The sequence below is a fragment of the Planctomycetia bacterium genome (genome assembly GCA_034440135.1).
GTDB lineage: Bacteria > Planctomycetota > Planctomycetia > Pirellulales > JALHLM01 > JALHLM01.
The window spans coordinates 1-13,785 of the sequence record JAWXBP010000129.1; the positions used below are offsets into that span (position 1 = coordinate 1).

At 60.6% G+C, this 13,785-nt stretch carries 10 protein-coding genes; 2 read left to right on the forward strand and 8 right to left on the reverse strand.

Translation table 11 applies throughout. The features are described 5' to 3' along the window. Positions 1-716 precede the first annotated feature (716 nt). Both SGJ19_07250 and SGJ19_07255 read left to right on the forward strand, forming a co-directional pair. Positions 717-2,036 carry a DUF1552 domain-containing protein gene (locus SGJ19_07250; GenBank protein MDZ4780030.1) on the forward strand — a complete coding sequence of 440 codons (1,320 nt, stop codon included), beginning with the start codon at positions 717-719 and terminating at the stop codon, positions 2,034-2,036. Beyond that, a complete protein-coding gene (locus SGJ19_07255) occupies positions 2,033-4,465 on the forward strand; it encodes a DUF1588 domain-containing protein (GenBank protein ID MDZ4780031.1) in 2,433 nt (810 codons plus the stop codon). The genes SGJ19_07250 and SGJ19_07255 overlap by 4 nt, the downstream gene beginning before the upstream one ends. A gap of 97 nt (positions 4,466-4,562) precedes the next feature. Here the strand turns inward: SGJ19_07255 and SGJ19_07260 are convergent, their stop codons facing one another. The 8 genes from SGJ19_07260 to SGJ19_07295 form a co-directional block, all read right to left on the reverse strand. Then, entirely contained in the window at positions 4,563-5,957 is a 1,395-nt protein-coding gene (locus SGJ19_07260; GenBank protein MDZ4780032.1) for a hypothetical protein, read from the reverse strand. A gap of 929 nt (positions 5,958-6,886) precedes the next feature. Further along, a complete protein-coding gene (locus tag SGJ19_07265; GenBank protein ID MDZ4780033.1) occupies positions 6,887-7,186 on the reverse strand; it encodes a hypothetical protein in 300 nt (99 codons plus the stop codon). 439 nt (positions 7,187-7,625) lie between these two features. Further along, positions 7,626-8,129, reverse strand: coding sequence for a hypothetical protein (locus SGJ19_07270; GenBank protein MDZ4780034.1), 504 nt, complete (start codon positions 8,127-8,129; stop codon positions 7,626-7,628). Positions 8,130-8,346: 217 nt separating this feature from the next. Then, a complete protein-coding gene (locus tag SGJ19_07275; protein MDZ4780035.1) occupies positions 8,347-8,892 on the reverse strand; it encodes a DUF4145 domain-containing protein in 546 nt (181 codons plus the stop codon). A gap of 525 nt (positions 8,893-9,417) precedes the next feature. Further along, positions 9,418-9,630: a hypothetical protein gene (locus SGJ19_07280; protein ID MDZ4780036.1), complete on the reverse strand. Its 213-nt coding sequence runs from the start codon at positions 9,628-9,630 to the stop codon at positions 9,418-9,420. 38 nt (positions 9,631-9,668) lie between these two features. Further along, the gene (locus SGJ19_07285) at positions 9,669-9,986 is read right to left on the reverse strand and encodes a hypothetical protein (protein ID MDZ4780037.1); all 318 of its coding nucleotides are present in this window, start codon (positions 9,984-9,986) and stop codon (positions 9,669-9,671) included. 877 nt (positions 9,987-10,863) lie between these two features. After that, positions 10,864-11,541 carry a hypothetical protein gene (locus SGJ19_07290; protein ID MDZ4780038.1) on the reverse strand — a complete coding sequence of 226 codons (678 nt, stop codon included), beginning with the start codon at positions 11,539-11,541 and terminating at the stop codon, positions 10,864-10,866. Between the two features lie 728 nt (positions 11,542-12,269). Then, a partial coding sequence (locus tag SGJ19_07295; GenBank protein MDZ4780039.1) for a WD40 repeat domain-containing protein occupies positions 12,270-13,785 on the reverse strand: 1,516 nt, incomplete at its 5' end.

The following is a 13,785-nucleotide window of genomic DNA, read 5'->3' on the forward strand; positions in this document are numbered from 1 at the left end:
GAGTTGATATCAACCCACGCTTATGTCGTAACGGCTGCCACACTTATATCGTAACAGCCCGTGACGCCGAGGGCAGTGGGCAATTCCTGTTAGCCTCGCGTGTTAGCTGCCGCGGCCACGCGGCGCCGTGCGGATTTGAGGTTCCGCCGAGCCCGGCTATTCCAGCGGCGGGCCGGGTTCAAGGGGCCATGGTTCGGGTTGTTCAGTTGGTCGCAGGTAAACACGCACGGAGCCATCTCCGCTCCGGCCGCCCTCGCGGAGGAGGGAGAACAGCGACCTACGGCGTCGTCGCCAAGGCCGGATCGTCCCAGGTGATTTTGCACTGGGGCAGGGCCTGCCGGAGGTCGGCGATTTGTGCCGGCGTTACTTTCGTTCTCTTGAGCTTTAGCGTCGTCAGGCTCTGGCAAACGGTGCCCCTTTCAGAATCGCCAAATCCGCAACGAGCGTCCTATCGCATCGTGAAGTGTCGGCGTTTTGTCGCAAGATATTACCCACTTGTGAGTTGCGGCAATTTCACGACGCGAATAAAATTTTTGACGGCGTTGAAGCATCTTATTCTAAGGTGGTCCGGCCATTCTCCTCGCTTCGCCATTCGCGCCGTAGACCTTTCGGCAAACAAACGCGAGGACGGTAGATTCAACGGCTTTCAGCAGATCAAGACCTCCGCCAATCCATTTCGCAAACAGCCCGACCGTCAATTTCGCCAAGGAATCATCATGCTCAATCGTCGAGAAATGCTGCACCAAATGGCGGTCGGTTCCGGTGCCGCGCTCGGCCTCTCGCTTCTTCCCGATCGTCTCATGGCGTCGCCGGCCGGTAACGGGGCTCCGAAGCGAATCGTCTTCTTTCTGCAGAATCAGGGCTTCGATCCGGCGACCTGCGTTCCCGCCGGGATGACCCGCAGCGGATCCCTGGCGAAGGCCAGGCTTCCCGAGCCCATCGAGGCGCTTGAGCCTTACAAAGAACGATTGCACATTATCAACGGCCTGCACGGCACGCACACCAGCCCGTCGCACAGCGCCTTCTTCGGTGCGCTCGGCGGCTATCGCGGGGGCGACGGTGTTCCGCCGAGCGCCTCGACGATCGACTACGAGCTGAGCAAGGCCCTGCCGCAGACGTTGCTACCTCACCTCTGCATCGGCATGGACTCGATCGAGAACATGACGACCAAGCCCACGATCGCCACGCTGTCCGCCGGCGGCGCCGGGCAGCCCATCTTCATGTATTCGAATCCGAATCACCTCTATCAGCTGCTGTACGGCGGCATTTCCACCGGCGACATCCGGCTTCAGCACGAAGCGCGGTCGAACGTGTTGACTCAGATCGAAACGCTCGCCGCGGCCGAAGGCCGATCGCTGCCGAGCGCGGAAGCGCACCGCTATGGGCGGTACGTCCAGGGATTCAGAGACGTGAACGGCCTGCGCGATCGCCTCGACACGGTCGCCGATCATTTGCGTAAGTTCGCACCAAAAATCGACGAACGCTTCACCAAACCAAAGTTCGAAACCGACTGGCACGACGTCTTGCTCGATCTGGGCATCTCGGCGCTTGCGTCGGGCATTACCAACACGCTGACCATCGGGTCCGGACGAGGCGAAATCTTTGGCGCTTGGAAAGGGCTGGGCGTCGAACAGCAGGGCCATAACTTGGGCCACATGGCGCAGCCCGACAACCCCATCTGGATCAAGATCCGTCAGTACAACAGTCGCATGCTCGTGCGGATGATGGAAGCTTTGGAGCGAGTGCCCGAAGGGAGCGGCACGATGATGGATCACACCCTGATCGTCTACACCAGCAACAACGCCGACAAGCAGCACACCAACGGCGCGAACTGGCCGGTCTTGCTCCTGGGCAACTGCGGCGGCCTGTTCAAGACCGGATGCTTCACGCAGCTCGACGGCAAGCGACCGATCAACGCGCTTTATACGACGCTACTCCGCTCCGCAGGCCAAAACGTGGATTCCTTCAACATGGACGAAAAACTGGCCGGAAGGTTCGATTCCGGCACCGGACCGCTCAAGGAAGTATTGGCATGAGCAGAACCGGAATGGTCTGGGCGTTGGCGCTTTCGTTCGGCATGTCGTCCGTCGCAATCGCCGAGACTTATACGCCGGGCCAAAAGATCGACCGTGATTTCGCCGGTTTTGCCCGACCGTTTCTTGTTCGCCACTGCGTCGATTGTCATGGCGAGACGGAACCTGAAGGCAACCTTTCGCTCCAAAGTCTCGGGTCGGTCGACGAAGTCAATGCCGCCATTTGGAAGAGCGTCTGGGCTCAGGTCGCCTTGAAGGAGATGCCCCCTCGCGATGCGGAACAGCCCGGCGTCATCGAGCGGCTGCAGTTTTCCGACTGGATCATCGGCGAACTCTCGCGCGTGCTGCGCGATAAGGGCGGGTTCCGCGCCCATCTCGATCCCGATAAAGGCAATTTCGTCGATCACGATCTCCTTTTCGGTCCGTTGCCCGACGGCATCCGACTCGCCCCGACATCGTCGCCGGCTCGCCTCTGGCGAGTGACGCCGCAAGAGCACGTCACGCGGCTCAATGAATTAATCAACACGGAGCCGAAATTCGATCCGAAGAATCCCGGCCTGCGCGCGCACGGCGACTCCGTTCCCACCAACCACGGCGGCGAACTCAAGCTGTACTTCGGCACCGATAACATCATCCAATGGCAAGGCGGGACGGTGGCCTATGCCACTGCGGTCAAGAGCGTCCCCGCCGTCCTGGCTTCGGCGCGCAATCACGGGTTGAAGAATTATCCGGATTTCTATTCGGTCAACAGCGCCGAAGCCACGCAGATCATGGACATCGCCGACGACATCATCCGCTATATGGCTTACGGGCCGCTGAGCATCGCCGAGCCGTATCAGATCACGGACGATCCCGCATCCATCGCCGACAAAATGCAGGGCGATCTTCGCGGCCTTCCTACAAGTCTGGTCTACAGCACCAAGTTCTTGCGACCGCGGACGCCCGTCTACGACCTGATGAAAGAAGAGGGAGCGACGGACGAGCGTTTGCGTGCGGCGGTAAACTACCTATTCGAAGCCCTGGCCTTCCGGCCGCCGTCCGAATCGGAGTCGGACGACTACCTCTCGATCGTCAAAAACTCCATCAAGAAGCTCGGCAAAGAAGACGGCGCCGTTCTCGGCTTGTCGTCCATCTTCCTCGATCGTGATGCGCTCTTCCGTCCCGAACTTGTCGAGAGCGGCACGCCCGATCGGTACGGTCGCGTCATGCTCCAAGACTGGGAACTGGGGCTCGCGGTCAATCACGCGCTAAGTTACGTCAAGCCGGATGAAGAACTGCGGCAGGCAATCGTCGCAGGGCGCATGCAAACGCGGGACGATGTCCGACGCGAGGTCGAACGAATGCTGGCCGACGACGCCGTCCGCAAGCCGCGCATCTTGCAATTCTTCCGCGATTACTTCGACTACGACCTCGGCGGCTACATTTGCAAAGACGGCAAAGCGCTGAACGCGACGGGCGTGAGCAACCGCGGATCGTCGCATTACCGCGCCATGTTCGACGCAACGGCGAGCACCGATCGTCTGATCGAGCTGATTCTTCAGGACGACAAGGATGTCCTGAAGCGGCTGCTCACGACCGATCGAGTCGTCGCAACCAAAGCCGACAATCTTTACTTGGGCGAGCAACGCACCCGGGCGGAGGCGAGAGCCGCGGCGGCGCAGAAGAAGGAATCGACGGCCAAGAACGCGAAAGAACCGATTGAGAATTACAATGTCACGGAAGCGACTTTATCCGGTCCGCCCATTTCAGCGCGCGTGAGTCGGCGCAGCTTTGGTAACGGGTCGATGGTACCCGATCGCATCCTGGCAACGGTCCCGGTAGGTCAACGCCTCGGTATTCTGACGCATCCCAGTTGGCTCGTTTCACATTCCGATGCCGTCGACAACCACGCCGTTCGTCGCGGCAAATGGATTCGCGAAAAACTGCTGGGCGGCGGCATCCCCGATGTGCCGATCACGGTGGATGCGATGCTCCCCGATGAACCGGACCACACCCTGCGCGAACGGATGCGTGTCACGCGGGAAACCTACTGCTGGACGTGCCATAAGAAGATGGACCCGCTCGGCTTGCCGTTCGAAATGTACAATCACGCCGGCCTGTTCCGAAAGACGGAACTCGACAAACCGGTCGACACGACGGGCGAGATCATTGAATCCGGCGAGCCTGCACTCGACGGCAAAGTCGCCGACGCGATGGACCTGATTCATAAGCTCGCGGAAAGTCGTCGTCCCGAACAGGTTTTCGTCCGCCACGCGTTCCGCTTCTGGATGGGCCGCAACGAAACCCTCAACGACGCCCCCGTGCTTCAAGCGGCCTACCGCGCCTACAAAGACGGCGGCGGCAGCATGAAAGCGCTGCTCACGACGCTGCTTACCTCCGATGCGTTTCTCTACCGCACTCGCAGTGAGCCGGCGTCGGCCGACGTAAACTAGACGGCGATGAATTGCGGACGCATCGTTTGCCCGCAAGGAAAACTCGGCATCCGACTGGAAGTCTCCAACGGATCGTCGCGGGACACCCTCCGACGCCCTACGGCAGTTGCAGGTCTTTGAACTCAAACTCGATCGTTTCCGTCTCGACCGGTTCGGCGAGTATCAAACGCAGGGTCGCCGTCTTCTCGTGAAGACCGTCGTAAATCTTAGTCAGGGTCCGGACCCCTTCCATGCGCTTACGCTGCTCGAGCCTGTGTGGGAGCAGTCGTCCCCCTTTCACCAGGCCCCACTCGGCCACGCGATCGTCGTCGCTGGGGAGCTTGAGCTTGAGCGTCGTCGTGCCGTCTCTCGTATAGACCGACGCGCGAATCGGAAAGTCTTCCAGCTTCGGATGCTCGACCTTCTTGCCGATCAGCGCATCGGCATCGCCGAGTTCGAGCGGCGTCAGCTTCACCCGCGCAACCGTCGCCGTGCCTTTCAGCGACTTGATCTTCGCGGCACCGCGGTCGGGCGCGTCGAGCACCAGCCTGACGACGGGTCCCCCGTTGCCGCGAGCCGTTTTCCAGTCTTTCGTGCGGATGAGTCCCTCGAGAAACCGATTTTCGCCGGGTCGCGCTGTCGGCGTCAGCCGTTTACCCGTGTCGAGTTCGATCGGCTCCAACTGCAGTTTGACGAAGTGTTCCTCCGCCGGGTCGGCCGCCACGACGCGGCGGATCCACAGGCCGACGTGCATCGTCGCAATGTCGGCCTCCGGAGCGGCGTCGACCGACCAGCCGCGACCGATACCCATATCGGTAACTTCAATCGGCCCGCCAGGAACGAACATCGGAATGCCGGAGTTTTCCTGTGCGACGCTCGGCATCCAATCGGCACCTTCCAGCAGCCCCAGCGTGATCAGGCCCGCCCGATGAATCGCGCAGTCGGGAACCTGGTACACCTCGTCGACCGTTTTTCGTCGCCAATCGGCCACGTCGTCGCCGCCGAAGCGGGTGGCGGCCATCAGCCAACGCTCGACGCCCGCACGCGTTCCGGGCGTGCTTTCGGGGGCGAACTCGCGCTCGACCGCGGTCCAGCACTCGCGCTTGGGAGCGAGGAACGCCAGTCCGTACAGCTGCGCCGTGCCGTTGGGATTGAGTCTGGCGAGTCCCCGCTGGTACCGTGAGTTTTCCCGCCACTCGGTCGCAAACAGTCCATCGTTGGCGAGCCACAGCTTCGGCAGCGAGCCTACCATTTTGTCGGCGTGCGCTTTGGCCCGTGCCGCTTCCGTTGCGGCACCGGCGGCCGCAAACATACCCTCGCTCGAGCGCAGCCCGGCGTAAACCTCCAGGTTGTGCATCAGGTTCTTGAACCGAGCGGCGTGGGTCTCCCAGGTCAGGCCGTCGTCGTCGGCGAGTTCCGCCAGCAGTTTCAGCGCCTTCGTCGCCGCCGCAACCATCGCAGGCGAAACCGTTCCGCCCGAACGCTGGAATCGACCCACGGTGAGCAGGAACATGGCGGCCGAGCGATTGTATTCGCCCACGTTATCACTGGCGTGCAGGCCATGGGTGGAGGAGATGGAGTGATACCACCAATAGCCGCGGGGCCCTTGATGTTCGGCACACCAGACGAGCCACTTCTCGACGATCGCCAGATCGTAGGCGTTCGGCTTCCGGTCGTGAGCCGCCAGCAGGGCCAGGGCGCCGTAATGCGAGTAAGTCGGTGAAATGCTCGCAACGTGCTTTCCCGGAGCTTTGAATCGATTGAGATCCACGGGCTCTTCGCCCAAACCGCCGTCCGGGCATTGGCACGTGCGAATCCGCAACAAGCACCGCTCGACGGCCGTCTCTTCGGCCGGCGTTAGCTTGATCCGGTCGCCCGGCCCGGCCCCGGGCGTCTGGGCCGCTGCGGCCGAGCATGCGGCAAGAACGAGGCCGAGCAAGCCTGCGAGAAAGCAAATGGGGCGCATATTCTGATCCTGGGGGCTTCGCCGCGGCTTGCCGCACCTGGCGCGCGGGCGGCCGTGCCTAATCGTTCAACTTAGAAATCACTCCGAGAAGCTTCCTGAGCCGGCCGGGTATGAACGCTAATAGTACGTAGCATGAGCCGGATGCCCCAACACTGCAGCAAGACGACCGCAAAGTCAAAAGGCATCGCGGCGGCGGCCGGTCAAGGATCATCTCCGGATTCTAACCGACGGGCGGCCGTAACGCTGCTGAATCGTGTTCAGGCTAGCGCGTCATTGCCACGAAAAGCATGTCGCAAGACGCGATGATCGCGAGCAGCAACAGAAACAGAATCACGAAGCGCCAGACCAGCGAAAGTTTCTTTCTCTCTCCCATCCCCGCTTCCTAGCCGATGGGCGGGCTTAGATCACCCAATTCGCTGCGGGGGTGGTGTCTTGTTGTGTGCAGGGCGGCGGAACCACGGGAAGTCCGACGCGTGTTAGCGACGTCCGTATCGCAACCAAAAGAGGAACGCGGCGAATTCAAGCATGGCGAGCACGAAATAGGGTCGCACGTTAATCGGCGCACCGTGCTCGAATTGCGAACGCTTGAGGTTGCGAATGGCAAAATTAAGAGCGACCGCGATGCCGACGGCCGGGAGAAATCCTAAGCCGAAATGTGCCCCCAAAACAATGGGGCCGGCCAAAAGCAGCAGCGCAATCAAGGCCGGCCGTTTCCAACGAGCCTGGCCGGCTCCGACCGACAATGGCGCTTGGTAAGGATTCGACTTCTCGTCCATCCCGGCATTCTAATCGCCTAGAACCGCCTGAAACAATTCGTCGAACAACCAGACGTGGCCGGTCAGTTTCGCCATGATAGCGGCGGAGGGCTTGCTGGGTGGTCGGCGGGTCGGTCGGCATGGTCGCTATTTCTGAAGTTCGCGAACGTGAATTTGAAATCGATGTTTATCAAGTTCGGCTCGATATAGCTTCGCCGCGCGATGCCGAAGCAATGCCCGAAACCGATCCTCGGTTGCTTGGCTCGCCCTGCAGCCGAGGATCACCCCGGCCACGGAAGTGCGAGGAATTTTTCGCACGCCCTTGCCGCGACGGAAATCGAGAACGCGCCACTCGCATTCGTACTCCCAGCATTCCGCTTTTTGGAGCATCCAAGATCCACGATTCCGTACTGTTTCATCGTGAACTATTTTTGCAGCGCTGAGGGTCGGAAACAGGTCGTCATACTTGACCTGCTGCGATCGTTTCAATGGATCTGCCAAAGTGGAGAATTTCAGGCAAACACCCTGATGTTGGTCGGCGTAGTGAGACCACATCAGCATGTTGTCCGGCCGTTCGGCGAGACAAAATACGCTCGCTCGTCGTTTTCTGTAGTTTTTCCTCAAGCATAGCCGACATCGAACCCGCCAACGTCTCGTAGTACTTGGATGTCGTCAGTAGTGCGGCGCGCCGCCAAGCATCTTCGGTACGATTTGGGAACCGTTTTTTGGCCGATTCATAAACCCGGGACTGGATGAACGATATGTTCTCGGGTCCGTCCATGCTTAGTCGCAGGACGCAATCAAACGGGTCGTTGAAATCGGTAGCAAACGAGAAATACAATTCCCCTCGCTCAATGACCGCGACAGTTCGCTCGTTGGCGGCTCGATACTTGTAAAGATACGTGGGTGGATTTGGCATCCCACAAACGTAGCCGGTCGAAAAACGCTCCGCAAACTTGTCCATCTTGGAATCGAACCCGCGCCCAGATCGCTGCACTTTGCGGGGTCTCGTTTCGCGGCCGTCCGCGCGGTGCACGGCTGGGGCGGAGTCTCATTAACCCAAGCCCGGCGGCCATCGGAAATCGGCGGCGATGCGCTGCACGGCGGATCGCGGGCGTGGAGGGTGAGGGACCATTCGGCGAACTGCCGAACCTACCACCCGCCGCCGGCGAATCGAGCCGCTAAATGTTAGGGTCCGACGGCGGGCCGATCGTCCGTCCTCGCTGAACTCGCGCGGGCAGAACAAAAAGAAACTCGCCAAGGGCCGCGGCGAACTCGATCACTCGGCGCGCATCGTCTTCCGTTGGAAGTGGTACCGCGTCGTCGGCATGTCGCTGATCGTTTGCGTCAAGACGAACGTCATGAGCCCATTCGGCCATTTCGGGCGTGATTATATGATCCCGAGCGGCTTCCTTGATTCGTGAATTGAGAACACCGTCTCTGTAGTTTTTGGCCTTAAGCATCGAGTCAATCGCACTCGCCGCAAGCATTACGGCTCCGGCAGGTGAATGGATGCTATCAACCGCTTGAGTTAGGTATTCACGCGCCCGCTCCGGAATGGCTTCATCGATTCTATCGATCGCTGGATAAAAGTCAGCGATCGCATTCGAGTTTGGCCCAGTGGCGGCCGTAACGAATCCGCCGCAGCCCGCACAGCGGTAGGCTCCCCATTCCCGTGGGTTGTTGCCGCGGTGGTCTGCACTGCCCTGGAAAAAGTGTTGCTCCATCGTGGGATGCGATCTTCTGCAGTGAGGACATCGATCGATTTCAATCATCTTCCCGTGTTGCATAGTCCGCTGCGCCTCTCCCATTTTTCGAATTTGACCCACCGTCCTACGCCGGCGCCGCTCGTGAAGCAAACTCGTCTCCCCACGCCCCGAACTGCAGGCCGCGAACATGCGGTTTCTGCGGGGATTCTCACGCTTGCCGCCCGTCTAGCAGACCGTTCAAGAATTCCCGCTTCGCGCTATGCTATCGTCGTCCGCGAGATTTGACGAGCATGGAGGGCTTGCACGATGGCGATGGGTCGGAAGAAGCGGCGTCAGGCATCGTTGTTTGTGGCGACGGAGATGCTGGTCCGTTCGCAGGGTCACCCGTTTTATCGCAAGCTGAACGAACTGTTGGCGGAAGCCGGGTTCGATCGCTGGATTGAGGGATGTCCCCAATACGAACTAGCTGAGATTCCGCCTGACAGAGTCGGCGGAATAATAAGCGGTCGCAATAGGCTCGTCGATGACCAATCTTGGCATTTGTCAATGGGTTGGGGCCAAGTCGATCAAGGCCGCCAGGGGCCGCGTCGATGTCGAGCCATCGACTCGCGGAAACCGGCGCACGTCGAGCCCGAGCCGGTCGCGTTCGGGCGTTTCCTTGATCGCAAGTTTGGTCAACTCGGCATGCCGAGCTTCGGCGAGCCGTCGCCCCGCCTCGCGAATCAGAAAAAAGTCGCGATAGCGAAGTTTATTCATTTGTTCGTGGAGCCGGTTGGACTCGGCGACCCATTGCATTACGTCCTCGCGTGCGCCGAGTTCTTCGAACCGAGCCTTGAGCTTATCCCGGCCATCTCGCGGCCGGACCCGCAACTCCTCAAGTTGACCGTAGATCTGAATAAATTCCTTCCTCGCCGCCGGAGCGCCGGGGTCGTCGGAGCGTTTTTCAACCGCACCTCGAGCCGCTCGAGCTCGGCTCGTACTTGTTCTTCGGTAAGGCTCGCCTCCGGCGGTTCCTTCTCGCCGGGCTGCTGGGCGGCGGCCTGCTGGGCCACGACCGGCGACGGCTCAAGCACGAGCAGGGCGAGCAGAACAACGGCGAATATGCGAGGCATGGCTTCAACTCGGTCTGATTTGTTCCGAGACGCTTTCACCGGTACCGAACACGCGTCGAAGTATTCTTCCACCGCTTTGTTCGGCTTCCAAGCCCCCGAAGGGCGGCGCCAGGTTGTAGCCCGGAGCGTGAGCTCCGGGTAACAAAACCCAACGAACCCCTCAAAGCCCCCGAAGGCGGGCGACACTCCGTTACGATTCGGCTCGCGCCACCTGCCGCCCGCCGAATTGCGGCCGGACATGACCGCAGCTTTGTGGTGAGTAGGGAACAACCTAAGTCGATGCATTGTAGCGGCGAACGTCTTCGTCCGAAGGCTCGTCGTCGGCCAGGCAACCGGCCGTACCAACCACGCCATTGCGACACGGCGGCGCTAAGTCAGCGAGCCCGGAGCGTCAGCGATGGGAGGGTGCAAGAGTTCGCAGAGTCAGAAACGAGCGGGTAACGAACACGGCAAGATCCGCGTCGTCGAGTCGTGCAGGGCTCAAGGGTTGTGTAGATCGTTGCCCCGCTAAGATCCGTTGTGGATAACTTGCCTTCTAGAAGCGTGTACTCGGCATGCTCCCCAGGCTTCCGTTCACCGCGAAAGGCGGACTCCAGGAGTTCTCCGTTTTTTACCGCGACAGCCGCAACGTTCGGACTGCTCTTTCCGGGTTCCGCAACGGACTTTGCGGCCAATTCGAGCGCGAGTTCCATGAATTCTCGGTCCGTCATTCCGACTCCCTCACCCAAAAAGAATCTCGCCAATCTTCCCCGGAGCGTTTCGCCATAATGCCACCTCTTGTCAATAGAGTCGCTAATCCAGGGGTAATTCGCGTTGGTCTCGAAGAGTCAGCGGACGACGGCCGCCGCGATGAACGGCTGCGACTTCCTTTTGCACGTCAGGTCGTGCCAGGTCGGCTCGTTCGATGATCCAGGGCGCGTATTTGACGGGTTGCGTCGCGGGTAGTTTGCGTTTGTCCATCAGTCGCTGGATGACCGCTCGGAAGTCGGTAGTGATGGCGAACATCGGCGACGCGCGACGCCTGCCATGAGTTGTCGCGGCCGGTGCGGTAGCCCAAGCGATTGAGAACGCGGGCGATTTCACGGTCGTCACAGACCTTGGAGAGTTCGCGAATGACGTCGATCGCCTCACCGCTCGTGGCTCGGCCATGTTTGCCTCGCGGATTTCGCGGGACGGACAGCTTCGTATGCACGCCTCCTTGCCAATGCAAGAGAAGTTCGTTTCGCGGCGGGTCGTCGTGCGCGACGATCACGTTTTCATTCAACACCGTACGCAGGACTCGCTTCTTGAGATCGGTCGTAACCGACGGATGCGTCCATAACTTCTTCAAGTCGCTTCCCAACTCCAACAGTCGCTGGATATCCGCATCGGTTAGCGGCGAATGACGTCGCTCCAATTCGGTGAGACGAGACTCGAGTTCCAGAGACTGCTCCAGTGCTTCATTCCACCGTCGCTCCAGTTCGCCCGCGACTAACCGATTCTCGGGGTCCACGGCATCGTACTGCCGACGTGCATGACTCACTTCGTAACGGGCCTTTTCCAAGGCCAATCGCAAGGCGCGGAGTTGCTCGTTGAATCGTCGACTTGTCCATGTTGGTCTCCTGGCTTGCCCACGGCATTACCAGTAGAGCCCCCGGACGAAAACAGCAAGGATTGATGATCCAGCAGGCTGCGAAGAGCCAGAAGAGCTGAAGCTGCGATGCACGGACGCTCGGCATCGCAGGTGGCGTTGCAAGAAGCCGCGTCGAACATCCACTCGGGAATTACGAACTGGACGTTGTCGCGAACGCGCACCAAGAGTTGGCCGGGACCGAACGGCCGTACGATCTCTACCGGGGAGTTAAAGTACGGATGGTGCCGATAACGAACGACCATCGGCGTCGATGAATGAGCATTGTGCTGATACTTGTCGTCGCCGCCTTCATCACCATCAGGGCAGTCGAATCCGGAAAGCCATCGAACGCGTCCAGTAGCTGAGGCCCGATCCGGCCTTAGTCCCTCGTTAAGCCGTTGCCTCCGCTCTCCGCTAATCGCCCGGAGGCCACAATTTGCCTGAGCATTAGGATTCTAGCTGACCCGCCAAGGCGCTGCACCAAGGTCACGCAATAAACTGCTCGCGGTCATGGGTGTTGGCACTATCCATCGGCCGTCAGCTTAATCGCCTACTAATTCCGGCGTCGATCGAAGAATGACGAGGTTGAAAAAGGCGACCTGCTATTTCTCGGTTTAGGATTCTCGTCCGGGCGCGACTTGCTTGCATTCGCCTACTTCCTGGAGCGGCGCTTATGGTAACCGCCCCGTCGCATTCGGCGGACCTTCCAGCTGTAGCAGGTAGAGATGATTGCCGTTCGCTCCCACCCAGAGGCGACCGGCAGGATGGGTGTCGATCGGGTAAAGCGATTCCGGAAGCCAAGCCACCGGCCGACCGCCGGTCGACGTCTCGATGACGGATTGCTGCTCACGCGGCAACGCGCGATAGGGAAATCGAACGTCTCCCGCCGCGATCGCTTTCACATCGCCGGTTCCTTTGATCACCTCCAGACATGCGCCCGTCTGCACATCCCACAGCCGCACAGTGCCGTGCATCGACCAGCTGGCGATCCGCGCGCCGTCGGGGGAGAACGCCACGCTAGCCCCCAATATTCCGTGTCCCCGGAAAACCTGCAGGGCGGCGCCCGTCTGGACGTCCCACAGCCGCACAGTCTTGTCCGCCGACCCGCTGACGATCCTCGCACCGTCCGGGGAGAACGCCACGCTATTTACATAGCTTTCGTGTCCTCGGAAAACCTGCAGTTCGACACCCGTGTGCGCATCCCACAGCCGCACGGAATTGTCCCTGGAAGCGAAACTACCTGCCCCCCCGCTGACGATCCTCGCCCCGTCCGGGGAGAACGCCACGCTATTTACATTGCTTTCGTGTCCCCGGAAAATCTGCAGGGCGACGCCCGTCTGGACGTCCCACAGCCGCACAGTCTTGTCCGCCGACCCGCTGACGATCCGCGCGCCGTCCGGGGAGAACGCCACGCTATTCACAGAGTTTTCGTGGCCCCGGAAAACCTGCAGTTCGGCGCCCGTGTGCGCATCCCACAGCCGCACGGTGTTTTCCTCCGAAGTGTTGACGATCCGCGCGCTATCTGAGGAGAACGCCACGCTAGCCCCCAACATTCCGTGTCCCCGGAGCACCTGCAGTTCGGCGCCCGTCTGGGCGTCCCACAGTCGCACGGTCTTGTCCACCGACACGCTGACGATCCGCGCGCTGTCGGGGGAGAACGCCAAGCTATGCACAAAGTCTTCGTGGCCTTGGAGCACGTGCAGTTCGACACCCGTGTGCGCATCCCATAGCCGCACGGAATTGTCCCTGGAAGCGAAACTACCTGACCCGCTGACGATCCTCGCACCGTCAGGGGAGAACGCCACGCTATTTACATTGCTTTCGTGTCCCCGGAAAACCTGCAGGGCGGCGCCCGTCTGGACGTCCCACAGCCGCACGGTCTTGTCCGCCGACCCGCTGACGATCCTCGCACCGTCCGGGGAGAACGCCACGCTATTTACATTGCTTTCGTGTCCCCGGAAAATCTGCAGGGCGACGCCCGTCTGGGCGTCCCACAGTCGCACGGTCTTGTCCACCGACACGCTGACGATCCGCGCGCCGTCGAGGGAGAACGCCACGCTAGTCACGGATTCTTCGTGGCTCTGGAGCACCTGCAGTTCGGCGCCCGTCCGGGCGTCCCACAGCCGCACGGTCTTGTCGTCCGACCCGCTGACGATCCGCGCGCCGTCCGGGGAGAACGCCACGCTA

Excerpts from the sequence above, each read along its gene's own strand:
- SGJ19_07275 (MDZ4780035.1), bottom strand. The coding sequence starts at position 8,892 with ATGGAGCAACACTTTTTCCAGGGCAGTGCAGACCACCGCGGCAACAAC.
- SGJ19_07285 (MDZ4780037.1), bottom strand. The coding sequence starts at position 9,986 with ATGCCTCGCATATTCGCCGTTGTTCTGCTCGCCCTGCTCGTGCTTGAG.
- SGJ19_07260 (MDZ4780032.1), bottom strand. The coding sequence starts at position 5,957 with ATGTTCCTGCTCACCGTGGGTCGATTCCAGCGTTCGGGCGGAACGGTT.
- SGJ19_07265 (MDZ4780033.1), bottom strand. The coding sequence starts at position 7,186 with ATGGACGAGAAGTCGAATCCTTACCAAGCGCCATTGTCGGTCGGAGCC.
- SGJ19_07280 (MDZ4780036.1), bottom strand. The coding sequence starts at position 9,630 with ATGAATAAACTTCGCTATCGCGACTTTTTTCTGATTCGCGAGGCGGGG.
- SGJ19_07250 (MDZ4780030.1), top strand. The coding sequence starts at position 717 with ATGCTCAATCGTCGAGAAATGCTGCACCAAATGGCGGTCGGTTCCGGT.
- SGJ19_07255 (MDZ4780031.1), top strand. The coding sequence starts at position 2,033 with ATGAGCAGAACCGGAATGGTCTGGGCGTTGGCGCTTTCGTTCGGCATG.
- SGJ19_07270 (MDZ4780034.1), bottom strand. The coding sequence starts at position 8,129 with ATGGACAAGTTTGCGGAGCGTTTTTCGACCGGCTACGTTTGTGGGATG.